General features: G+C 70.7%; 23 protein-coding genes and 1 pseudogene. 15 read left to right on the top strand and 9 right to left on the bottom strand.

Translation table 11 applies throughout. The features are described from left to right. Window positions 1-17 precede the first annotated feature (17 nt). The 3 genes and pseudogenes from AB0B45_RS16785 to AB0B45_RS16775 all read right to left on the bottom strand — a co-directional run. Window positions 18-869 (bottom strand): annotated as a pseudogene (locus AB0B45_RS16785) (3-methyladenine DNA glycosylase); the annotation flags it as partial. Between the two features lie 51 nt (window positions 870-920). After that, the gene (locus AB0B45_RS16780; RefSeq protein ID WP_358131234.1) at window positions 921-3,041 is read right to left on the bottom strand and encodes an ATP-dependent RecD-like DNA helicase; all 2,121 of its coding nucleotides are present in this window, start codon (window positions 3,039-3,041) and stop codon (window positions 921-923) included. 30 nt (window positions 3,042-3,071) lie between these two features. After that, entirely contained in the window at window positions 3,072-3,419 is a 348-nt protein-coding gene (locus AB0B45_RS16775) for a nucleotide pyrophosphohydrolase (RefSeq protein WP_358131231.1), read from the bottom strand. 115 nt (window positions 3,420-3,534) lie between these two features. On the opposite strand from AB0B45_RS16775, the gene chvE reads away from it, so the two are divergent. The 7 genes from chvE to araA are packed head-to-tail and all read left to right on the top strand — an operon-like array spanning window position 3,535 to window position 12,257. Continuing rightward, on the top strand, window positions 3,535-4,665 hold the full coding sequence (gene chvE / locus AB0B45_RS16770) for a multiple monosaccharide ABC transporter substrate-binding protein (protein WP_358131228.1): 1,131 nt from the start codon (window positions 3,535-3,537) through the stop codon (window positions 4,663-4,665). Between the two features lie 11 nt (window positions 4,666-4,676). Then, a complete protein-coding gene (gene mmsA / locus AB0B45_RS16765) occupies window positions 4,677-6,170 on the top strand; it encodes a multiple monosaccharide ABC transporter ATP-binding protein (protein ID WP_358131226.1) in 1,494 nt (497 codons plus the stop codon). Next, window positions 6,167-7,384: a multiple monosaccharide ABC transporter permease gene (gene mmsB, locus AB0B45_RS16760; RefSeq protein WP_358131223.1), complete on the top strand. Its 1,218-nt coding sequence runs from the start codon at window positions 6,167-6,169 to the stop codon at window positions 7,382-7,384. The genes mmsA and mmsB overlap by 4 nt, the downstream gene beginning before the upstream one ends. Before the next feature lie 56 nt (window positions 7,385-7,440). Further along, window positions 7,441-8,427, top strand: a complete 987-nt coding sequence (locus tag AB0B45_RS16755) for a LacI family DNA-binding transcriptional regulator (RefSeq protein ID WP_358131698.1) — start codon at window positions 7,441-7,443, stop codon at window positions 8,425-8,427. A gap of 28 nt (window positions 8,428-8,455) precedes the next feature. Then, the gene (gene araB, locus AB0B45_RS16750) at window positions 8,456-10,159 is read left to right on the top strand and encodes a ribulokinase (RefSeq protein ID WP_358131220.1); all 1,704 of its coding nucleotides are present in this window, start codon (window positions 8,456-8,458) and stop codon (window positions 10,157-10,159) included. Continuing rightward, window positions 10,156-10,803 (top strand): L-ribulose-5-phosphate 4-epimerase, encoded by a 648-nt coding sequence (locus AB0B45_RS16745; RefSeq protein ID WP_358131217.1) that lies wholly within the window; start codon window positions 10,156-10,158, stop codon window positions 10,801-10,803. Before araB ends, AB0B45_RS16745 begins: the two co-directional genes overlap by 4 nt. Continuing rightward, a complete protein-coding gene (gene araA, locus AB0B45_RS16740) occupies window positions 10,800-12,257 on the top strand; it encodes an L-arabinose isomerase (RefSeq protein ID WP_358131214.1) in 1,458 nt (485 codons plus the stop codon). The genes AB0B45_RS16745 and araA overlap by 4 nt, the downstream gene beginning before the upstream one ends. Before the next feature lie 145 nt (window positions 12,258-12,402). On the opposite strand, the gene AB0B45_RS16735 is transcribed toward araA, so the two are convergent. Together AB0B45_RS16735 and AB0B45_RS16730 are read right to left on the bottom strand one after the other, a co-directional pair. Next, window positions 12,403-12,618: a 4-oxalocrotonate tautomerase family protein gene (locus AB0B45_RS16735; protein ID WP_358131211.1), complete on the bottom strand. Its 216-nt coding sequence runs from the start codon at window positions 12,616-12,618 to the stop codon at window positions 12,403-12,405. Between the two features lie 62 nt (window positions 12,619-12,680). Continuing rightward, entirely contained in the window at window positions 12,681-13,073 is a 393-nt protein-coding gene (locus tag AB0B45_RS16730; protein WP_358131207.1) for a PPOX class F420-dependent oxidoreductase, read from the bottom strand. 250 nt (window positions 13,074-13,323) lie between these two features. On the opposite strand from AB0B45_RS16730, the gene AB0B45_RS16725 reads away from it, so the two are divergent. Next, window positions 13,324-14,226: a hypothetical protein gene (locus AB0B45_RS16725; protein ID WP_358131204.1), complete on the top strand. Its 903-nt coding sequence runs from the start codon at window positions 13,324-13,326 to the stop codon at window positions 14,224-14,226. Here AB0B45_RS16725 and AB0B45_RS16720 read toward each other — a convergent pair. Then, window positions 14,223-14,627: a hypothetical protein gene (locus tag AB0B45_RS16720; protein ID WP_358131200.1), complete on the bottom strand. Its 405-nt coding sequence runs from the start codon at window positions 14,625-14,627 to the stop codon at window positions 14,223-14,225. The two genes, AB0B45_RS16725 and AB0B45_RS16720, sit on opposite strands and share 4 nt — an antisense overlap. Window positions 14,628-14,863: 236 nt before the next feature. On the opposite strand from AB0B45_RS16720, the gene AB0B45_RS16715 reads away from it, so the two are divergent. Continuing rightward, window positions 14,864-15,535 carry a hypothetical protein gene (locus AB0B45_RS16715; protein WP_358131197.1) on the top strand — a complete coding sequence of 224 codons (672 nt, stop codon included), beginning with the start codon at window positions 14,864-14,866 and terminating at the stop codon, window positions 15,533-15,535. Here the strand turns inward: AB0B45_RS16715 and AB0B45_RS16710 are convergent. Then, on the bottom strand, window positions 15,513-15,923 hold the full coding sequence (locus tag AB0B45_RS16710) for a DUF4259 domain-containing protein (protein WP_358131194.1): 411 nt from the start codon (window positions 15,921-15,923) through the stop codon (window positions 15,513-15,515). The two genes, AB0B45_RS16715 and AB0B45_RS16710, sit on opposite strands and share 23 nt — an antisense overlap. A 54-nt stretch (window positions 15,924-15,977) precedes the next feature. Here AB0B45_RS16710 and AB0B45_RS16705 point away from each other — a divergent pair, with 54 nt between their 5' ends. Both AB0B45_RS16705 and kstD read left to right on the top strand, forming a co-directional pair. Continuing rightward, complete coding sequence (locus tag AB0B45_RS16705; protein WP_358131191.1) at window positions 15,978-17,210, top strand: amidohydrolase family protein; 1,233 nt, start codon at window positions 15,978-15,980, stop codon at window positions 17,208-17,210. An 88-nt stretch (window positions 17,211-17,298) separates the two neighbouring features. Continuing rightward, entirely contained in the window at window positions 17,299-19,080 is a 1,782-nt protein-coding gene (gene kstD / locus AB0B45_RS16700; RefSeq protein ID WP_358131188.1) for a 3-oxosteroid 1-dehydrogenase, read from the top strand. A gap of 132 nt (window positions 19,081-19,212) precedes the next feature. Here kstD and AB0B45_RS16695 read toward each other — a convergent pair whose 3' ends face one another. Both AB0B45_RS16695 and AB0B45_RS16690 read right to left on the bottom strand, forming a co-directional pair. Beyond that, complete coding sequence (locus tag AB0B45_RS16695) at window positions 19,213-19,710, bottom strand: anthrone oxygenase family protein (protein ID WP_358131185.1); 498 nt, start codon at window positions 19,708-19,710, stop codon at window positions 19,213-19,215. Window positions 19,711-19,892: 182 nt separating this feature from the next. Beyond that, window positions 19,893-20,108, bottom strand: coding sequence for a hypothetical protein (locus tag AB0B45_RS16690; RefSeq protein WP_358131183.1), 216 nt, complete (start codon window positions 20,106-20,108; stop codon window positions 19,893-19,895). A 217-nt stretch (window positions 20,109-20,325) separates the two neighbouring features. On the opposite strand from AB0B45_RS16690, the gene AB0B45_RS16685 reads away from it, so the two are divergent. From AB0B45_RS16685 to AB0B45_RS16670, 4 genes are all read left to right on the top strand, one after another. After that, window positions 20,326-20,739 carry an alkyl sulfatase C-terminal domain-containing protein gene (locus AB0B45_RS16685; protein ID WP_358131180.1) on the top strand — a complete coding sequence of 138 codons (414 nt, stop codon included), beginning with the start codon at window positions 20,326-20,328 and terminating at the stop codon, window positions 20,737-20,739. Window positions 20,740-20,823: 84 nt separating this feature from the next. Then, window positions 20,824-21,309, top strand: coding sequence for a GNAT family N-acetyltransferase (locus AB0B45_RS16680; protein ID WP_358131177.1), 486 nt, complete (start codon window positions 20,824-20,826; stop codon window positions 21,307-21,309). Window positions 21,310-21,442: 133 nt separating this feature from the next. Further along, window positions 21,443-21,652 (top strand): hypothetical protein, encoded by a 210-nt coding sequence (locus tag AB0B45_RS16675; RefSeq protein ID WP_358131174.1) that lies wholly within the window; start codon window positions 21,443-21,445, stop codon window positions 21,650-21,652. Window positions 21,653-21,717: 65 nt separating this feature from the next. Further along, window positions 21,718-22,149, top strand: a complete 432-nt coding sequence (locus tag AB0B45_RS16670; protein ID WP_358131171.1) for an SRPBCC family protein — start codon at window positions 21,718-21,720, stop codon at window positions 22,147-22,149. Window positions 22,150-22,174: the final 25 nt, after the last annotated feature.

Here is a 22,174-nt window from a genome sequence, read left to right as displayed (position 1 = left end):
TGACCTTCGCCAACCGCGCTGAGGAGCAGGGCCTGGCACAGCTCCAGGAGCGTACGGCGCAGCGGCGCGGCCCGCTCGGCGAAGCGCCGCTGGGCGGCCGCGTAGGCGAGCCTGCCCTCGGGCGTCTCGATCGGGACGGGCTCGTAGCCGAGCGCGCTCAGGTCGTAGGGGCTGGCGCGCATGTCGAGGGTCCTGATGTCGCGGGCCAGCTCGAAGCAGTCGGCGACCAGCTCGCTCGGCACGAGGGGCGACAGCTTGTAGGCCCATTTGTACAGGTCCATGTTGGCGTGCAGGCAGCCGGGCTGCTCCAGCTCCACCTGGCGTTCGCGGGTCGGCCGCAGGGCGTTGAGCGGCCTGGCTGCCTCGGTGAAGAACCTGAACGCGTCGAAGTGGCTGCAGCGGGCGCCCCTGCGCTCGACGACGGTGGCGATCTCCTCGGGGGGCATGCGCAGCGGCTGGGCGGCGTGCCGTACCTCGTCGGCGGGCTGCTTGTAGACCATCGCCCACTCGTGCATGCCGAAGCAGCCGAACTGCCCCTGCCGCGACGCGGTCGCCGACAGCAGCGCGGCCGTCCACTCGACCATGGGCCTGCGCTTGGCCAGCAGCCGGTCGACGTCGACGGTGGCGCCCTCGTCGGTGTCGAGGTAGTCGGCCCCGTAGCCCTGCGCCTGCGTCAGCACGACGCCCGCGCCCGGATGCCACCTGCGCAGCCGCCCGGGACGGTAGCCGTAGTAGTCGAACAGGAAGTCTTCGACCGGATGGGCCGTGCCCTCCCTGCGACGGCTCAGGTGCGGCCCGACCCAGGCGTCGACCCGCCGCTGATGCGCCTCGGCCCGCGCCTGCCACTCCCGCTCGTCGAGGATCCTCACCGTCTCATCGTAGGAACCCCCGCCCAGTGCCGAGGCCCGGCTGGCCCGCGGTCACCGGGCCAGTGTCAGCGCCAGGCGGCGCGTCAGGCCGGTGTTGCGGCGCTGGCCGAGCCGGTGGACGGCGAGCTCCAGCGCCTCGCGCTGCCCGACCAGCACGACCCAGGCCTTGGCCCTGGTGACCAGCGTGTAGAGCAGCCGTCGGCGCAGCATCACGCCGCCCGCCTCCACCACCAGCGGCGCGACCACGAACGGGTACTCGCTGCCCTGCGACCGGTGCACGCTGATCGCGTAGGCGTGGGTGAGGTCGTCGAGCTCGTCGAACCCGTAGGACACCACCTCGCCCTCGTCGATGAGCACCTCCACGACGCGCTCCTCCCTGTCGAGCGCGACGACCGTGCCCGTCTCGCCGTTGAAGACGCCCTTGTCGTAGTTGTTGCGGATGGGCATGACCCGGTCGCCGACCCGGTAGACCGACGCCCCCGACCAGTGCTCGGGCGTGCCGTCACGGGCGGGGTTGAGCCGCTCCTGGATGAGCCGGCCGACCTCCGCCGTGCCCGCGTCGCCCTTGCGCATGGGGCAGAGCACCTGGACCTGGTCGGGCCGGACGCCCTGCTTGGCCGGGATCGCCTCGGTCGACAGGTGCACGACCCGCGCCGCCACCGCCGAGGGGTCGTCGAGCTCCTCGAACCAGAACCCTCCGCCACCCGGCGTGTACGGCACCGCCCCCGCCCTGATCTGGTGGGCGGCCTGGACGATGCCGCTGCCCTCGGCCTGCCTGAAGACGTGCGTCAGCCGCATCCGGGGAATCGCCTCGACCCGCAGCAGGTCGGACAGCACGCTGCCCGGCCCGATGCTCGGCAGCTGGTCGCTGTCGCCGACCAGCAGCAGATGGCTGCCCGCCGGGATCGCCGAGCACAGCCGCGTGGCCAGGTGGAGGTCGAGCATGGAGGCCTCGTCGACCACGATGAGGTCGGCCTGCGCGGGCGTCTGGTCGAAGAGCTTCTCAGGATCGGGCTGTACGGCCAGCATCCGGTGCACCGTCGTCGCGGGCAGCCCGGTCAGCTCCGACAGCCGCTTGGCCGCCTTGCCCGTCGGCGCGCACAGCGTGACGGCGCCGCCCATCGCCCGCACGGTCGAGGCGATCACCTTCACCGTGTGGCTCTTGCCGCACCCAGGGCCGCCGGTGAGGACGGAGATCGTGCTGGTCAGCGCCATGGTCACGGCGGCCCGCTGATCATCGTGCAGGTCGGGGTCGTCGCTGAACGCCCGCAGCGGCAGCGTCGAGCGCGCGCCGAACAGCCTGGTCAGCTCCGCGGACAGCTTGAGCTCGCGGCTGTGGTGCTCCTTGGAGTAGACGACCAGGTCGTCGTCGGTCTCCTCGACGACGACGCGGCGCTCGGCCAGCAGGGCGTCGACCATCCGGCCGACGAGCTCCTCCTCCAGCTCCAGCCGCTCGGCGGTGCGGGCGATCAGCGCGGGCAGCGGCAGGAAGCAGTGGCCGTCGCGGGCGGCAGCCGCCTCCAGCCGGTCGACGATCGCCGCCTTGATCCGCTGCGGGCTGCGCTCGGGGACGCCCGAACGCAGCGCGATCCTGTCAGCCGTGGCGAACGCGATGCCCCTGACGCGGCCGATGAGCTGGTAGGGGTCGGAGGTGAGGATCTCGGCCGACGCCTGGCCGTACGCCTGGAAGATCTTGGCGGCGAGCAGCGGGCTGACCCCGAACCCCTGCAGCACCACCATCAGCGCGGCGACGGCCTTCTGCTCCTTCCAGGCATCGACGATCTGCGCCTGGCGTGCGGGGCCGATGTTGATCACTTCGGTGAGCCGCTCGGGCGCGGTGTCGATCACGGTGAGCGTGGCCTCGCCGAAGTGGCCGACGATCGCCTGGGCCAGGCGCGAGCCGATGCCGCGGATGAGGCCGGAGCCGAGGTAGAGCTGGATGGCATGGACGGTGGACGGCACGACGCGCTCGCACGCGGTGACCGCGAAGCGCTTGCCGTAGGTGGCGTGCTCCTCCCAGCCGCCCTCCAGGCGCAGCGTCTCGCCGGGCTGCACCCCGGCCAGCGCCCTGCCGGAGGCCACGAAGCCTGACGCTCCCGCCTCGCTGCTCATGCGGGCGACGGTGTACGCGTCCTCCCTGACGTACACCAGCTGCTCGACGGATGCCTCCACGCACAGGATCCAACCACGCGCCGCCGACATTCAGCGGAGCGGCGGCGCCTTGCGGGCCGAGCCCCGGTAGAGCTCGGGGTCGTAGCGGCGTTCGCTCTCGTCCAGTTTGGCGTTGGCCGCCTCCACCAGGTCGACTCCGAGCACGTCCGCCAGCCGTACCAGGTAGCCCGTCACGTCGCCGAGCTCGGCGCGCACCCGCGTCATCGCCTCGCCGTCCAGGCGTTCGGAGTCGGCGAGCCACTGGAACTCCGCCACCAGCTCTCCGACCTCGCCCGCCAGCGCCATCACCAGGTTCTTCGGGGTGTGGAACTGCTCCCAGTCGCGTGCCCGCGCGAACCCGCGCAGCCGTACCGCCAGCTCCTCCAACGGGGACGTCATGGCTGGTGACACTACCCGTGTGTTACCTCCAGATTTCCTCGCGGCCGTTGACACGCCATTATGTTAACGATAACAATCGGCGGCAATCCACCACCTTCCCAAGGGAGCCACCACGATGAGGATGGGACGAATCTGGGGCGTGGTCTCCGCGCTCGCCCTCGCCGCCACGATGACCGCCTGCGGCTCCAGCCAGAAGACCGTCGACGCGCAGGCCTCCCCCGCGGGCAGCGCCGCCTCGGGCAGCGCCGCCACCGGCGCACTGATCGGCGTCACCATGCCGACCAAGTCGTCCGAGCGCTGGATCCACGACGGCGACAACGTCAAGTCCCAGCTGGAGAAGCTCGGCTACCAGGTCGACCTCCAGTACGCGGAGAACGACATCCCCACCCAGGCCAACCAGATCGAGAACCAGATCACCAAGGGCGCCAAGCTCCTGGTCGTCGCCTCGATCGACGGCACCGCGCTGACCTCGCAGCTGCAGCAGGCCGCCGACAACAAGATCCCGGTCATCGCCTACGACCGGCTGATCCGCAACAGCCCGAACGTCGACTACTACGCCACCTTCGACAACTTCAAGGTCGGCGTGCAGCAGGCCACCTCCCTGCTGGCGGGCCTGGGCGTCGACAAGGGCGAGAAGGGCCCGTTCAACGTCGAGCTGTTCGGCGGCTCCCCTGACGACAACAACGCCACGTTCTTCTGGAACGGCGCGATGTCGGTGCTCAAGCCGCAGATCGACAGCGGGACGCTGAAGGTCAGGAGCGGCCAGACCGACTTCAAGACCGCGGCCATCCTGCGCTGGGACCCGGCCACCGCGCAGAAGCGCATGGAGGACATCCTCACCAAGACCTACACCGGCGGCGACAAGGTGGACGGCGTGCTGTCGCCGTACGACGGGCTGTCGATCGGCATCCTGTCGGCGCTCAAGAGCAACGGCTACGGCACCAGCGGCCAGCCGTACCCGGTCGTGACCGGGCAGGACGCCGAGCTGGCCTCGGTGAAGTCGATCGTCGCGGGCGAGCAGTACTCCACGATCTTCAAGGACACCCGCAAGCTGGCCGAGACCACGGTGGCGATGGCCGACGCGGTGCTCAAGGGCGGCAAGCCAGAGGTGAACAACACCAAGGACTACGACAACGGCACCAAGGTCGTCCCGTCCTACCTGCTCGACCCGGTGATCGTCGACAAGTCCAACTACGAGCAGATCATCATCGGCGGCAACTACTACACGGCGGACCAGCTCAAGTGAGCATCCTCACGATGAGCGGCATCACCAAGACCTTTCCCGGGGTCAAGGCGCTGCAGGACGTCAACCTCACGGTACGGCGCGGCGAGATCCACGCCATCTGCGGCGAGAACGGCGCGGGCAAGTCGACGCTGATGAAGGTGCTGTCCGGGGTCTACCCGCACGGCGACTACGAGGGTGAGATCCGTTTCGACGGCCGGGTGTGCGAGTTCGGGAGCATCCGCGACAGCGAGCGCGCCGGGATCGTCATCATCCACCAGGAGCTGGCCCTGAGCCCGCAGCTGTCGGTCGCCGAGAACATCTTCCTCGGCAACGAGCGGGCCAGGCGCGGCCTCATCGACTGGAACCGCACCAACTTCGAGGCGGGCGAGCTGATGAGGCGCGTCGGCCTGGCCGACAACCCGGTCACCACGGTGTCGGAGCTCGGCGTCGGCAAGCAGCAACTGGTCGAGATCGCCAAGGCGCTGTCGAAGGACGTCAAGCTGCTCATCCTCGACGAGCCGACCGCCGCGCTCAACGACGACGACTCCGCCCATCTGCTCGACCTGCTGCGCGGGCTGCGGGAGGAGGGCATCACCTGCGTGATCATCTCGCACAAGCTGAACGAGGTGACCGCGATCGCCGACGCCATCACGATCATCAGGGACGGCCGGACGATCGAGACGCTGGCCGCCGAAGGGGTCACCGAGGACCGGATCATCTCCGGCATGGTGGGCCGCGCGCTGGACAACCGCTTCCCGCCGCACGAGCCGACGATCGGCGAGGAGGTGCTGCGCATCGAGGACTGGACGGTCCACAGCCCCAGCCAGCCGGGCAGGAAGGTGGTCGACAGGGCGAGCCTGAGTCTGCGGCGCGGCGAGATCGTCGGGCTGGCGGGGCTGATGGGCGCGGGCCGTACCGAGCTGGCGATGAGCGTGTTCGGCCGCGCCTACGGCGCCGACATCTCCGGCAGGATCGTCAAGGACGGCCGTCCGATCGAGATCCGCGACGTCCGGGACGCGATCAGGCACGGCCTGGCCTATGCCACCGAGGACCGCAAGCGGTACGGCCTCAACCTGATCGACGACATCAAGCGCAACATCTCCGCCGCCGCGCTGAAGGGGCTGTGGGTCGACGAGCGGCTGGAGTACCGGGTCGCCGAGGACTTCCACCGCGGCATGAACATCAAGGCGCCCAGCGTGTCGAGCGTGGTCGGCAAGCTGAGCGGCGGGAACCAGCAGAAGGTCGTGCTGTCGAAGTGGATCCTCACCGGCCCCGACGTGCTGATCCTCGACGAGCCGACCCGAGGCATCGACGTCGGCGCCAAGTACGAGATCTACACGATCATCAACCGCCTGGCCGACGAGGGCAAGGCGGTGCTGGTGATCTCCTCGGAGCTGCCGGAGCTGCTGGGGCTGTGCGACCGCATCTACACCCTTTCGGAGGGCCGCATCACCGGTGAGGTGCCTCGCCGTGACGCCACCCAGGAAGGCCTCATGCATCTCATGACCAAGGGAACGACACGATGACCATGACGGAGGTCCGGCCGGAGACGAAGCAGAAGGTGGCCGGGCTGTCGCTCAACCTCCGCGCCGGCGGCATCTACGTGGCCTTCGCGCTGATCGTCGCGCTGTTCTCGGTGCTGACCGACGGAGCCCTGCTCACCCCGCAGAACATCTCCAACATCATCGTTCAGAACTCCTACGTGCTGATCCTGGCCATCGGCATGATCCTGATCATCATCGCCGGGCACATCGACCTGTCCGTGGGCTCGGTGGTGGCGGTCACCGGAGCGCTGTCGGCGGTGCTCATGGTGAACATGGGCATGCCGTGGCCGCTCGCCCTGCTGCTGACGATCGTGGCGGGCGGCCTCATCGGCGCCTGGCAGGGTTACTGGATCGCCTACTTCGGGATCCCCGCGTTCATCGTGACGCTCGCCGGGATGCTGCTGTTCCGCGCGCTCACCCTCACCGTGCTTGGCAACCAGGGCATCGGCCCGTTCCCCGACGCGGTCCGCACGCTGGCCAACGGCTTCACCGACGGCTATCTCGGCAACATCGGCCTGGGGCCGCTCGGCGGCGCCGACCTGTTCAGCCTGCTGGTCGCGCTGATGGCCGTCGCGGGCATGGTGGCCTCGCAGTGGCGTACCCGCTCGGCCCGCAGCGGGTACGGCCAGGCCGTCGACGCCCTGCCGCTGTTCGCGCTGAAGATGGCCGCGGGCGCCGCGCTCATCCTCTTCCTGGTCGTGCAGCTCGCCAGGTTCAAGAACCTGCCCTGGGTGCTCGTCCTGCTCGCGCTGCTGGTGCTCGGCTACTCGGTGATGGCCAACCGCACGGTCTTCGGCCGCCGGATCTACGCCATCGGCGGCAACCTGCAAGCCGCTGTGCTGTCCGGCGTCAAGGTCAAGCAGGTCGTCTTCTGGATCTTCGTCAACATGGGCGTCCTGTCGGCGATCGCCGGCATCATCTTCGCCGGACGGCTCAACCAGGCGGGCCCGACCGCGGGCAACAGCTTCGAGCTGGACGCGATCGCGGCGGCCTTCATCGGCGGCGCGGCCGTCCAGGGCGGGGTCGGCAAGGTGGCGGGCGCCATCACGGGCGGCCTCATCATGGCGGTCATCAACAACGGGATGTCGCTGATCGGCTCGCCCAGCGAGCGGGTCATGCTCGTCAAGGGCGCCGTGCTGCTGGCCGCCGTGGCCTTCGACGTGTGGACCAAGCGCCGCGCCGGCGCCTCGCGCTGATCTAATCTGACATGTCAGCGAAAGGAGTCATCGTGACCAGGCGTCGCCCCCCCGTGATGTCCGACGTGGCCAGGCTCGCCGGCGTGTCACACCAGACGGTCTCGCGAGTGCTCAACGACCATCCCAACGTCCGTGAGCAGACCCGCGCGCGGGTGCTGGCCGCGATCGACGAGCTGGGCTACCGGCGCAACCTCGTCGCCCGCGCTCTGGTCACCAGCCGCTCCAGGACCCTGGGGGTGGTCAGCTTCGACACCACCCTGTACGGCCCGGCCAGCACGATCTACGGCATCGAGCAGGCGGCCAGGACCGCGGGCTACTTCGTCAGCATCGTGAGCCTGAAGTCGCTGGACGCCTCCAGCGTCCGCGACGCCATCGAGTACCTCACCGAGCAGGGTGTGGACGGCGTCGTCGTGGTCGCGCCCCAGCGCTCGGCCGCAAGCGCGCTGGAGAGCCTGCCCACCGACATGCCCGCCGTGGCCGTGGAGGGCACTCACCGCTCGCACGTCTCGGCGGTGTGCATCGACCAGATCGAGGGGGCCAGGCTGGCCACCCGGCACCTGCTGGAGCTGGGCCACGAGACGGTCTGGCACGTCAGCGGCCCGTCGGACTGGCTGGAGGCCGAGGGCAGGCTCGAGGGCTGGCGCAGCGTGCTGGAGGAGGCGGGGCGCCCGGTGCCCGAGCCTCAGCCCGGCGACTGGAGCCCACGCTCCGGCTACGCCGCGGGCAAGCGGCTGGCCGCGATCGAAGGGGTGACCGCGGTGTTCGCGGCCAACGACCAGATGGCGCTGGGCGTGCTGCGCGCCTTCACCGAGGCAGGGGTCAAGGTGCCCGAACAGATCAGCATCGTCGGCTTCGACGACATCCCGGAATCCGAGTTCTTCTCGCCCCCGCTCACCACGGTCAGGCAGGACTTCGACGCCGTGGGCAGGCACTGCATCGAGGTGCTGCTCCGGCAGATCGACGCGTCGGGCCCTTTCGACACCGAGCGCCTGGTCGTGCCGCCGGGCTTCGTGGTCAGAGCCAGTACGGCCCCCGCCGTCTGAGCCGTCTTCACCCTTTCGTTCGTCTCGCATGGAGCAGTCTGTGAACGCTAACACCTACGTGATCGGCGTCGACTTCGGAACGCTGTCAGGGCGCGCCGTCGTGGTGCGGGTCTCGGACGGCGCCGAGGTCGGCAGCGCCGTGCACGAGTACGCGCACGGCGTCATCGAGGACTCGCTGCCGGGTTCGTCCACGCGGCTGGGGCCCGACTGGGCGTTGCAGTCGCCGCAGGACTGGCTCGAGGTGCTGCGCGTCGCCGTACCCTCGGCGGTGGCGGCTGCCGGGATCGCGCCTTCGGACATCATCGGCATCGGGACCGACTTCACCGCCTGCACCGTCCTGCCGACGACCGCCGACGGCACGCCGCTCTGCGCCGAGACGCCGGAGCTGCCGCACGCCTGGCCGAAGCTGTGGAAGCACCACGCGGCCCAGTCGCACGCCGACCGGATCAACGCGGTGGCGGCGGCTCGAGGGGAGCCGTGGCTGCGCAGGTACGGCGGCAGGATCTCCTCGGAGTGGGAGTTCGCCAAGGGGCTGCAGGTGCTGGAGGAGGATCCCGGCGTCTACGCTCGGGCGGAGCGGTGGATCGAGGCGGCCGACTGGATCGTCTGGCAGCTGACGGGCGTGGAGACGCGCAACGTCTGCACCGCCGGATACAAAGGGATACTGCAGGACGGCGCCTATCCCTCGGCTGATTACCTCGCCGCGCTGAACCCCGGCTTCGCGTCCTTCACCGACAAGCTCGCGACCGCTCCCGTGGCGCCGCTCGGCGGGCTCGCGGGACGGCTGACCGGCTGGGCCGCCGCGTGGACCGGTCTTCCCGAGGGCATCGCGGTCGCGATCGGCAACGTCGACGCGCACGTCACCGCCGCGGCGGCCGACGCCGTGCGGCCGGGCCAGATGGTCGCCATCATGGGCACGTCCACCTGCCACGTCATGCCGTCCGACCAGCTGGCCGAGGTGCCCGGCATGTGCGGCGTCGTGCGCGACGGGATCGTGCCCGGCCTGTGGGGATACGAGGCGGGGCAGTCGGGGGTGGGCGACATCTTCGCCTGGTTCGTCGACAACGGCGTGCCCGCCTCCTCCACCTCGCGGGCCGCCGCGCGCGGGCTGTCGACGCACGAGTACCTCACCGAGCTGGCCGCGGCGCAGGCCGTCGGCGAGCACGGCCTGGTGGCGCTCGACTGGCACAACGGCAACAGGTCGATCCTCGTCGACCACCACCTGTCGGGCGTGATCGTCGGCCAGACGCTGGCCACCCGGCCCGAGGACGTCTACCGGGCCCTGATCGAGGCGACCGCCTTCGGCGCCCGGCTGATCGTGGAGACCTTCGAGCGGTCCGGGGTGCCGGTGGAGGAGTTCGTGGTGGCGGGCGGGCTGCTGAAGAACCGCTTCCTCATGCAGGTGTACGCCGACGTGCTGCGCCGCCCGCTCTCGCTGATCGGGTCCGAGCAGGGACCGGCGCTCGGATCGGCCATCCACGCCGCGGTGGCCGCCGGGGCCTACAAGGACATCGAGCAGGCCGCCGCCGCGATGGGCAAGCGCACGGTGGCGGCGTACGTCCCCGACGAGAAGAACGCCGCCGCCTACGACCTCCTCTACGCCGAGTACCGCAGACTCCACGACCTCTTCGCCGACGGCGCCGTCCTGCACACCCTCCGCCACATCAGGAACCAGGCCACCGCCCCGCCCACCGACAGGGCGGACACCCTCGGAAAGGAGGAGCGGGCGTGAGAAAGACCGTGTGCGACCTGCACGCCGAGCTGGTCAGGAACAACCTGGTCGCCTGGACGGCGGGCAACGTCTCAGGCCGGATCCCCGGCGAGGACCTGTTCGTCATCAAGCCGTCCGGCGTCTCCTACGACGAGCTCACCCCCGAGGCGATGGTGGTGTGCGACCTCGACGGCAACCTGGTCGAAGGCGACCACGCCCCCTCCAGCGACACCGCCGCCCACGCCTACGTCTACCGCCACATGCCCGAGGTCGGCGGCGTGGTCCACACCCACTCGACCTACGCCTCGGCCTGGGCCTCCCGCAACGAGCCGATCCCGTGCGTGCTGACCGCGATGGCCGACGAGTTCGGCGGCCAGATCCCCATCGGCCCGTTCGCGCTGATCGGTGACGACTCGATCGGGCAGGGCATCGTCAGGACGCTCAGCGGTGCGCGCTCGCCTGCCGTACTGATGAGGAACCACGGGGTGTTCACCATCGGCAAGGACCCGAAGGCCGCCGTGAAGGCCGCCGTGATGTGCGAGGACGTGGCCCGCACCGTGCACATCGCCCGCCAGCTCGGCGAACCGGTGCCCATCCCGCAGGCCGACATCGACCGTTTGTACGACCGCTACCAGAACGTGTACGGACAGAGGAGCACCCGTTGAGCATCTGGTTTCTCACCGGCAGTCAGGGTTTGTACGGCGAGGACACGCTGCGGCAGGTGGCCGAGCAGTCCAGGGGGATCGCCGCCCAGTTGCCCCTCGAGGTGGAGTGGAAGCCGGTGCTGACCGACGCCGCCGCCATCCGCAGGGTGATGCTGGAGGCCAACGCCGACGACAGCTGCGCGGGGGTGATCGCGTGGATGCACACCTTCTCCCCCGCCAAGATGTGGATCGCCGGGCTGGACGCGCTGCGCAAGCCGCTGCTGCACCTGCACACGCAGGCCAACCGTGACCTGCCGTGGAGCTCCATCGACATGGACTTCATGAACCTCAACCAGGCCGCGCACGGCGACCGCGAGTTCGGGTTCGTGCAGACCAGGCTCGGGGTTCCCCGCAAGACCGTCGCGGGGCACGTCGGCGACCCCTCGGTGGCCGCCCGCGTCCTGGCGTGGTCGCGCGCCGCGGCAGGGCTCCGGGAGTTGCGCACCATGAAGCTGGCCAGGTTCGGCGACAACATGCGCGACGTCGCCGTCACCGAGGGCGACAAGGTGGAGGCCCAGCTGCGCTTCGGCGTCTCGGTCAACACCTACGGCGTCAACGAGCTCGTCGAGGCCGTCGACGCGGCCACGGACGCCGACGTCAGCGCCCTGGTCGCGACCTATCAGGACCTGTACAAGATGGCGCCCTCGCTGCTGGACGAGCGCCACGACTCGCTGCGCTACGCGGCCCGCATCGAGCTGGGACTACGGTCCTTCCTGGAGGCGGGCGGGTTCAAGGCGTTCACCACCAACTTCGAGGACCTCGGCGGGCTGCGCCAGCTGCCGGGCCTGGCCGTCCAGCGGCTCATGGCCGACGGGTACGGCTTCGGCGGCGAGGGCGACTGGAAGACCTCGGTGCTGCTGCGCACGTTGAAGGCGATGGCGCCCGGCGGGGGCACGTCCTTCATGGAGGACTACACCTACCACCTGGCCCCCGGCGAGGAGCTCATCCTCGGCGCGCACATGCTGGAGGTCTGCCCGTCCATCGCGGCAGGGACGCCGTCGTGCGAGATCCACCCGCTGTCGATCGGCGGCAGGGAGGACCCGGTCAGGCTGGTCTTCGACGCCGCGCCGGGCCCCGGCGTGGTGGTGGGGCTGGCGGATCTCGGTGACCGCTTCCGCCTGGTGGCCAACGAGATCGACCTGGTCGCCCCGCTGGAGCCGCTGCCCCGCCTGCCCGTCGCCCGCGCGGTGTGGCGGCCCCGCCCGAGCCTCGCCACGTCGGCCGAGGCCTGGCTGACCGCGGGCGCGCCGCACCACACGGTGCTGTCGACGGCTGTCGGGGCGGAGGAGCTGACCGACCTGGCCGACATGCTGGAGGTCGAACTGCTGATGATCGACGCCGACACCACGACCAGGCAGTTCACCAAGGAAATGCGCTGGAACCAGGCCTACCACCGCCTCGCCCGAGGTCTCTGACCCCCTGGCGTCCCGCGGGGTCTCCGCGCGCGGCCGGCCGTTGACGACCGGCCGCGCGAGGCGTAGGCGACCGCCTCCCTCGCCTTCCCCGAGGCGAGCAGGACGATCGCCGCCTCTCGCAGCCGCGCGTCACCCCCTCCGCGGGTCAGCCTCCCGCCAGGGCCTTCACGTCCGCGGTGGTCAGCGGCTTCCCCCCGATGCCCCAGTCACCGCTCTTGACCTCCTCGACGACGACCCAGGTCACCGAGCGCATGTTCTCGCCCTCGATGCTGACCATGGCGTCCGTCAGCTTCGTGACCATCTCGGCCTTCTGCGCTTCGGTGAAGACGTCTTCGATGATCTTGACGTTGATGAGTGGCATGTTTCCCCCCGTATCTCGTACTTGAACGATGCGGCACGACCGTGTGACGGGGCGTGTGACCGTCAGCCGAATTTCATCGTGGTGCTGTGCTCCACGTCGACCAGGTACACCACCCGCTCCTCCTCTCTTGGGTACGGCCGGCCCGTGTACTTGACCGACATCCGGTCCACCAGCTGCCACGCGGGCTCCCCCTCCAGCCGTTCGGTGGCCCTGCCCCGGATCGCGGCCATGGTGAACGGGTTGTCGTGCGCGGTGATGGAGATCGCCACGCGCGGATCCCTGTCCAGGTTGCGGGCCTTGCGCGAGCCGGGCCCGGTGAGGAAGGCCAGCCTGCCGTCCTCCTCGGTGATCCACACGGGAACGCTGTGCGGCGCGCCGTCCGGCATGAGGGTGGCGACGTGCGCGTGGTTCGGGCCTTCGGCCAGCGCGCGGACGTCGGGTGGGAGTTCGGCCATGGCGCGTCCCTTTCCACAGATGGCGGACATGGCCAGTCTCACACGAGAATGACCGGATGCCACGAAGGCGTTCGGCGCCCATCCGTGGCGGCAGGCCGTGCTGCGTGCCGTACCCGAGGAGGAGCACAGGCACGGCGTGCTGTTCCGGGCGGCGGTCGAGGAGCTCGTGGGCCGCTGATCCCCCTCCAGCGGGAGGCGGCTCCCCTTCCCTGGTGAGGACGGGGGCGCCGCCGCGCGCGAGTGTGGTGGCATGACGCGATGGATGACGTGGACTCCGTGGGCCGCCCTGATCGGCGCCCTCTGCTACGGAGCCGTGCGGGCCTACTGGGTGACCGGCGGCGCACCGGCCTGGGTGCTCGGCTCCGACGTGCTGCTGCCCTCCTGGGCGGTGATCGCCCTGTGTGCGGGCGTCGCGCTGGTCGTCGCGGGACTACGCGCCAGCAAGGGCTGGCTGCCGCTGGTGCTCGTGGCGTACGCGTTGAGCATCGGCCTGGCGTCCGCGTCGGCGATGCTCCTGCTCGACGTCGTGGGCGGCATCCTTCCCGGGCTGGGCATCCCGCGCGACCTGCCGGCGTTCCTGAGCAGGGCCGCCTGCGCGTCCGTCGGCCTGCTCGCGGGCGCCACCGCCCTGTCGTGGCAGCGCCGCCGTACGGCAGGCTGCCTGCGGTGCGTCGGTGTCCCCCGCCTCGACGCGACCCCGCGCTGGGCCTATGCCGCGGCCTACGCGGCCGTGGCGGGCTGCCTGATCAGGATCCTGGCGCAGCTGACCATGGGCGTCGACGTCCCCTACGCCGCCAGCCCCTCGCTGCTGGTCTTCGAGTTCGGCTTCCTGCTCGCGGGCGTCCTGTTGCCCCTCGCGCTGGTGCACGGGTGGGGCAAGGTCTGGCCCCGCTGGGTGCTGCCGCTGGCGGGCCGCAGGGTGCCGCGCTGGCTGGTCATCGGCCCTGGCTTCGCGATCGCGGGCGCTATGCTGGCCTACTTCGGCACCGGCATCACGCAGATGATCGGCGAGACCATCGGCGGCACCCTCGAGGAGCCCGCGTTCATGTGGGTGGCCGTCCCGGCCTACGTCGTCTGGGGCGCCGGCCTCGCCGTCGCCTCCTTCTCCTACTACCGGATCACCCGCCCCGCCTGTACGGCGTGCGGCCGCTAACCGCCCTGGGTGTAGACGGTCTTCCAGCGAGAGCACCGTCCCGTCTCCCTGGTGGCGGTGCCCCTGCACACCCTGACCCTGACCTGCAGCACACCGCCTACGCCCTTGCGGAAGCTTCCCGAGCCAGGGACGCAGTTGGCGAACCGGGCGGTGCGCCAACGACCGTTCTCGCTGCTCATCGCCTTGATCTGCACCCATGAGCAGCCCGCGCCCCTGGTGTCGACGAGCCTGCCTGACACGACGAAACCCGACTGTCCGACGGCTACCGCGCCCTTGGCCTCGGCGTGGCCGTCGGTGGAGTAGACCGGCCCCCACTTCCAGACGGTGGGATCGGCGGCGGCGGGAGTGGCACCGGCGAGGACGATGACGGCGGCGGCGGTCACGCCGAGGAACCTGTTCACGAGGCCAAGATCTACCCGCACCCACTTGCGTCCGGCTTGGAGCTCCGTTGAACCCCTCGGAGTCCGCTCCACCATCGTCGCCACCCCTGCAGCCCCAGTGCGGCGGGCCCGACATCGTCGGGTGGGACTGCAACACGGTCGAGCGCACCTCCCGGAGCAACGTGCGCGGCTTCCTCAAGCCGGTGGGCCGGTAAACCCACATGCGTTCGGCGGACCCGTTCTCGTAAGCTGCGCGCGTGCTCAGCGACGCGCTCCTCGACCTGCCGTGGCCCTCGATGACCCACCGTGAGGCGACGGCCGAACTGGTGCTGGCGGGCTGGACCCCGTGCGGAGTCGGCGACTGGGCGACGGGCCTGCGCTCCCCCGACGGGCTGTGGGTCGCCAGGGTGTGCCCGTTCGACCCGGCCTACGCCGCCTTCCTCGACCTGTGCCGCCGCAGGCCAGGCAACCCCTACCTGCCGCGCGTCGCCTTCGACACGCCGCTGGACGGCGGCGGCACGCTGGCCGTGCTGGAGTTCCTCACCCCGCTCGAACCCGCGCGGGCCGAGGAGGTCGCGCGCCGGTGGCGGGAGGGCGTGGGCGAGGCGGCCCTCGACGACGTACGGCAGGCGGCCGCCGCCGTCGACGCCGAGTATCGGGCGCGGACCCCCTGGTGGGACGGCATCGACCTGAACCCCGGCAACGTACGGCAGGCACTCGACGGCCGGGTCGCGGTCATCGACGTGTTCTGCATGGACGGCGCCTCGGTCTACGCGCAGATCCTCAAGGACGCCGACGTCGTCCGCGCGAAGCTGCCCGACAGCCGCCACATCCTCGACATCCCGTACATCGCCCGCGAGAGCACCCCCGAAGAGATCCGCGCCCTCCACGACGCCTGGAGCGCGACTACCGGGTCAGCGCGTCCCTGATGGGCGCGAAGACCGCCGCGGCTTGATCGCCCGCGTCGGCCTCCTCCCACAGCTCCCGCCACTCCGAGTCGTCCCCCGCGACCCGGTCCAGCGCGCGAACCGCCAGCGCCACCACGTCGTCGGGCACCTCGACCCCGCCGCCCGCCCGGAGGAACTCCGGCGCGTAGGCCGACGTGATCGCGGGCCCGCCCCGCTGCGCGGAGACGATCGCCGCCGCCGCGATCGCCTCGCAGGCGACGTCGCTGTCGAGGTAGCCCTCCTGGCCGGCGACGGTCGCCAGCGTCCGCCTGATCAGCTCGGGCCGCTCCGAGGCGTCGGCGTCCTGCAGGTCACCACACCAGTCGGCGGCCGTGTCGTTGTCGAACGGCCCCACATCCCATGCACCCATGAGGAAGGTTGTAGCGGACCCCACCGACAATCCGGGACCCGTAAGGTCGAGTGCGTGGACCTGCTCATCCGCGACGCGACCCTGCGAGGCCGTCCAGGCCGCTGGATGCTCGCCGCCGCCGACGGCCTCTTGACGGCGGTGGCCCAGGAAGAGCGCGGCACGACCGGTGACGCGGCCACGGTGATCGACGCCGAGGGGCGCCTGGTCACCGAGCCGTTCGCCGACGCCCACCTGCACCTGTGCAAGGTCCACACGCTCGACCTGGCGGGTCAGCGGGCGCTCGGGGCCTACACCGAGGGCACGATGGGCGCGGCGATGGACGCGATCGAGACCGCCGCCGCCGTCAAGCGCGACCAGACCACCGCGGCCGTCCTCGAGCGCGGCCGGAGGGCCCTGACGGAGTCGGTACGGCACGGCGTCCGCGCCGTCCAGGCGTTCGCCGACGTGGACCCGGACGCCGGGCTCACCGGGGTGGAGGCGCTGCTGGCGCTGCGCGAGGAGTTCCGCGACCGGGTCGAGGTGCGCGTCGTCGCCTTCCCCCAGGACGGGCTGCTGCGCCGTCCTGGCACCGAGGAGCTGATCGCCGAGGCGGTACGGCTGGGCGCCGACGTCGTGGGCGGCATCCCGTGGATCGAGTACACCGACGCCGACGCCGCCGAGCACGTGCGCCGGATGGTCGAGCTCGCCCGCCGTACGGGCAGACGGGTGGCCATGCTGGTCGACGACGCAGGAGACCCTGGCCTGCGTACCACCGAGATGCTGGCCACCGCGCTGCTGGACACGGGCGTGCGCGGCAGCGCGCAGCACGCCCGTGCGATGGCGCTCTACCCCGAGCCCTACCTGCGCAGGCTCATCGGGCTGTGCCGTACGGCGGGCCTGGGGTTCGTCAGCGATCCGCACACGGGGCCGCTGCACCTGCCGGTCTTCACCCTCGCCGACGCCGGGCTGCCCGTGGCGCTCGGGCAGGACGACATCGAGGACGCCTACTACCCCTTCGGCCGCCACAACCTGCTGGAGGTCGCGTTCCTGGCGGCGCACCTGCTGGACGCCCGCGCCGACGCCGACCTCGACCGGCTGTACGACATGGTGACGGCGGATGCCGCCCGCGTGCTCGGCCGCCCGGATCACCGCCTCGCCCCTGGCGCGCCCGCCGATCTGGTCGTCCTGGAGGGGCGGACGATCAGGGAGGCCCTGACGCTGCACGCCCCGCCGCGGCACGTCGTCGTCGGCGGCCGGGTGGTCGCGAGCACGAGCACGAGCACGGAGTTCCCGCCGCCGCGCCGTTGACAGCCATACCAACCAAGCGCATGCTTCGTTCGGGCGCCAGGCGCGAGGTGCCGGTCGAAAGGTCAGCCTCACGTCGAAGGGATGCGCCATGCCCGCGGACCAGAACCCCCAGCCGACGCCCGCGCCACGCCACACCAGGCGGCAGGTGTTACGCGGCGCGGCGGGAGCCGTGCTCACCACCGGCGTCCTCGGCGGCCTCGGCGAGAACGCCTACGCGGCCGTCGCGGACTACGACGTCGTCGTGGTCGGCTCGGGCGCGGCGGGCATGACGGCGGCGCTGCGGGCGGCCAAGCGAGGGCTGCGGACCGTGGTGATCGAGAAGGCGCCCACGTTCGGCGGCTCGGCGGCCCGCTCGGGAGCGGGCATCTGGATCCCGAACAACGAGGTCATCCTGGCCGCCGGAGTCCCCGACACGCCCGCCAAGGCGGCCGCCTACCTCGCGGCAGTCGTGGGCGGCGGGGCGCCCGCCGACCGGCAGGCCGCGTTCCTGGCCAACGGCCCCGCCATGATCTCCTTCGTCATGCGGAACAGCCCGCTGCGGTTCCGCTGGATGGAGGGCTACTCCGACTACTATCCCGAGCTGCAGGGCGGGATGCCGAACGGCCGCTCCATCGAGCCCGACCAACTGGACGGCAGGGTCCTCGGGGCCGAACTCGCCCACCTCAACCCCTCCTACATCCCCACGCCCGCAGGGCTGGTCGTGTTCAGCGCCGACTACAAATGGCTCACACTCGCCGCCGTCAGCGTCAAGGGCGCGGCCGTCTCCGCCGAGTGCGTGGCCAGGTACACGGCCGCCGTGCTGCGCGGCGAGGTCCCCCTCACGATGGGCCAGGCGCTGGCCGGCGGCCTGCGCGCAGGACTGCTCGCCGCCGGCGTGCCGGTGTGGCTGAACACCCCGCTGCTGGACCTGCGGTTCGACGGGAACGGCAGGGCCACGGGCGTGGTCGTGTCGCAGAACGGCGGGCAGGTGCTGGTCAGGGCAGCGCGCGGGGTCATCGTCGGCTCGGGCGGCTTCGAGCACAACCTGGCCATGCGCACGGAGTTCCAGCGGCAGCCCATCGGCACGGACTGGACGGTCGGCGCCCAGGAGAACACCGGCGACGGCATCCGGGCGGGCCGCCGCGCGGGCGCCGCCCTCGACCTGATGGACGACGCCTGGTGGGGTCCCGCGATCCCGCTGCCCGGCGAGCCGTACTTCTGCCTGGCCGAGCGCACGCTGCCCGGCTGCATCCTGGTCAACGGGGACGGCGTGCGGTTCGTCAACGAGGGCGCGCCGTACAGCGACGTCGTGCACGTCATGTACGACCGCAACGCCAGTGGACCGCACATCCCCTCCTGGCTGGTCGTCGACCAGAACTACCGCAACCGGTACCTGTTCAAGGACCTCGCGCCGACGCTGCCGTTCCCCGACTCCTGGTACGCCGCGGGCGCCGTCCACAAGGCGTGGACGATCGGGGACCTGGCCTCGAAGATCGGCGTCCCTTCCTCGGCGCTCCGGCAGACGGTCACGAGATTCAACGGCTTCGCGCTGACGGGCAAGGACCTGGACTTCCACCGCGGCGACAGCGTCTACGACCACTACTACACCGACCCCTCCGTCAGGCCGAACTCCTGCCTGGCGCCGCTGTGGCTGCCGCCGTACTACGCCATCAAGATCGTCCCAGGGGATCTCGGCACCAAGGGAGGGATGCGCACCGACGCGCGGGCGCGCGTGCTCCGCGCGGACGGGTCGGTCATTCCCGGCCTGTACGCCGCGGGCAACGCCAGCGGAGCGGTGATGGGAAACAGCTACGCGGGGGCGGGCTCGACGCTCGGTCCTGCGATGACGTTCGGCTACGTCGCCGCCGACGACCTCGCCGACGCGCCTTGACACCCGTTCGGACGCGCGGCTGTGACGACCTTCGCGTCGTGTGACGTGGCCAGGTGGACGGCTACGGGTGGACGGCTGCGGGTGGGCGGCGCCCGCCGGGGGTCAGCGTCGTGACCGGCGGGCCCGCGGTGGTCAGACCGACGACCGGCCGTGCAGGATGAGCGCCCAGACCAGCAGCGCGAAGGCGGGGACACTGGTGACCACGCGAACAAGGTTGAACGTGGCCCACCTGGCCTCGTCGAACCGCTGACGGACCGCGGCCACGTCGATCTGGTCGGGCTGCCCAGCCGCCTTGATCGCGTCGTTGCGCGGCACGTTGATCGCGATCGTGATGACGAACGTGACGACGTACAGCACGAGCGCGACGACGATCCACAGGAAGGCGGGCCTGCCGAGCTGCGTGGCCGCGGCGACGATGGTGAACAGCAGGGCGCCGAGGAAGCCGCCGCCGATGAACCACGGATTGATGATCGCCCTGTCGATCGACTGGAACGCGCCGACGAAGGTGCGATCGTCGGTTCGCTTGAGGCCCGGCATGATGGTGTGCGCGTAGAGCGCGAACACGCTGGACACCATGCCCATCGAAATCGTCGCGGCGATCAGTGCCAGTGTCCGGAGTACGTCCATCATGCGCTCCCAACGAAAGGTATGGAGCGGATCCGCCCCGGATGACCGTAGCGGACGAACCCGATCACGCGCTGCCACGAATCATGCGAAATGCGGCTTTTCTGGCCCGAACCCGACGTGATCGCCTCGGACCAGGCTCCCGGCGATGACCCGCGCCGGCCGCTGGCGGGATGGGAGCGCCCGGTTCAATCCTTCGGTCGGGCATACAGTTCGAGGTGCGAGCACGCGACACAGCGGAAGGCGTCGATGATCCAGCGGGTCTTCCCCAGACGCCTGGCGCCGCCGAACAGTCCGCGCTCCAGACGGCCCTCGATCCAGCGGGCGTACCCTTGAGACTGCTCGCCGGCGTCCTCGATGAAGCCCGGCTCGAGGTCCGCGCCGTCACATTGGGTGCATCGCATGCCCGTATTGTGCCAGTGCGGCGATCAGAAAGGACCCGCCGATGATCGCCGCTGTCTCGATCTCAGCGCGGATACACACCTCCAGCCGTGCGGGCCGAACTGCCGGCACACGATCTCCAGGCTGGTGCGCTCCCAGCCCGGTGTCACAGCCGTGTGCCGTGACCACCAGTGCCACGTCGATGTTGTCGCGCGTGGCGTTGGAGTACGGGCAGACCTGGTGGCTCGTGTCGACCAGCTCGACCGCCTTCTCGCCGGAGAGCGAGGGCAGCAGGATCCGCCCGCCCGGACCCCCGCCTACGCGCTCACCGAGGCCGGCGACGAACTCGGCCCTGCGGTCCTGGCGCTGGCCCGGTGGGGCCTGAAGTGGGCGATGGGCGAACGGCGCGAGAGCGAGACCTTCCACGCCAGGATCGACGACGGCACCATCGAGGCACTGCACGGACCGGCCCAGCACCCTGACGCGACCATCACGATCAGCGAAGAGGCCTTCGTCGGCCTGACCGGACACGACTTCACCCTGGCCGAGGCGATCGAGAGCGGCGCCGCGTCGGCGTCCGGCGACCGTGAGGCTCTGCGCAGACTGGAAGAGCTGTTCCGCCTGCCGCCCCCGCATGCCCGGACCTCGTCCTGAGGTGCTGCGAGAGCCTCGTGGCGCCGGTCCCGTCCCAGCCGTTGTAGGTGACCTCGCGGGCTTTCCAGGATGTAGCGTTCTCCTGTGCCCCAGCTCCAGCGTCTCCGCCTCGACCACGGCCCCGCCCTGCTCGCCTTCGAGCGGGAGAATCGAGCGTACTTCGCCGCGTCGATCCCAGACCGCGGCGACGAGTACTTCGCCGAGTTCGACGCCCGGCACACCGCCCTGCTCGCCGAGCAGGCCGCCGGCCTCCTCCACTTCCACGTGCTCGTGGACGACGAGGGCAACGTGCTGGGGCGCGTCAACCTGATCGACGTGGCGGACGGGTCGGCCGAGCTCGGCTACCGCATCGCCAAGAGCGCCTCAGGACAGGGGCTGGCCACCACCGCGGTCCACGAGGTATGCGCCCTTGCTGCCACGGAGTACGGCCTGACCACGCTCCGAGCAGCGACGAACCTCGACAACATCGGCTCGCAAAAGGTCCTGACCCGCAATGGATTCGTCCTCACCGGCGAGACCGTGGTCGACGACCGCCCAGAGCTTCACTACACCCGAAACCTCGCCGACTGACGCGTACGCGCACGCTGCTGTGAGCCGCTCGGCGCCCCCGCACGGCTCATGGTTGTCCCCGCCCGCAAGGGCACGGTGACGATTGGGTGGAGTACGTCGTGTCGCCAACCGATTCCGGTGAAGGTGGTGCGTCGTGACGATGCGATTCCCCGCCGGGCCCGCGGCCGTGCCGCCAGACGTGCTGGCCGCCCTTGGCTGGGACGGTCGGCGCCTGATCCACGCCAGGGTATTGAGTGCCTGGCGGCTGGTGGTCTGCGAGCTGAACGAGATCGAGCATGACGCCCGGCTCTCGGACGGCCTGCCGCCGGCCGCCGACCCTCCCCGCGAGCGATCACGGGGTTGAGGTCGGCGTAGAAGTGCGCGAGCTTGGGCAGGACCAACTCGGGCGAGAGCGCCGATTGGAGAGACATGCCGGACCTTTCCGCTACCACGACCGTCGGCTCAGGACCTGAAAAGGTCTGGGCGCTGCTGCGCGACTTCAACGGGCTCGGCGCTTGGCATCCGGCGATGCCGCCCAGCGTGATCGAGGAGGGGTGCGGGCCCGAGGAAATCGGCGCCGTCCGCAGGTTCGTCATCCCGGACGGCTCGGTCGTCAGGGAGCGGCTTACCGCCTTCTCCGACGCCGATCGGTCCTATTCGTACACGGTCGAGGAGACCGCGCTACCCCTGAGCGACTACCGCGCCACGCTCGCGGTGTCGCCCGCCGACTCGGGCGGGGCCACGATCACCTGGTCGGTGTCGTTCAGCTGCGCGCCGGAGGCGGAGACACACCTGGAGGATTTCCTCCGTAACGTGATCTTCGGTAGCGGGATGGTCGTACTGAAGGCACGTTTCCAGTGACTCCCGGGTAATTCGCGCACTCCGC

This window comes from Nonomuraea sp. NPDC049152, assembly GCF_040648355.1.
GTDB lineage: Bacteria > Actinomycetota > Actinomycetes > Streptosporangiales > Streptosporangiaceae > Nonomuraea.
This window is presented reverse-complemented; position numbering and strand designations above follow the sequence as displayed.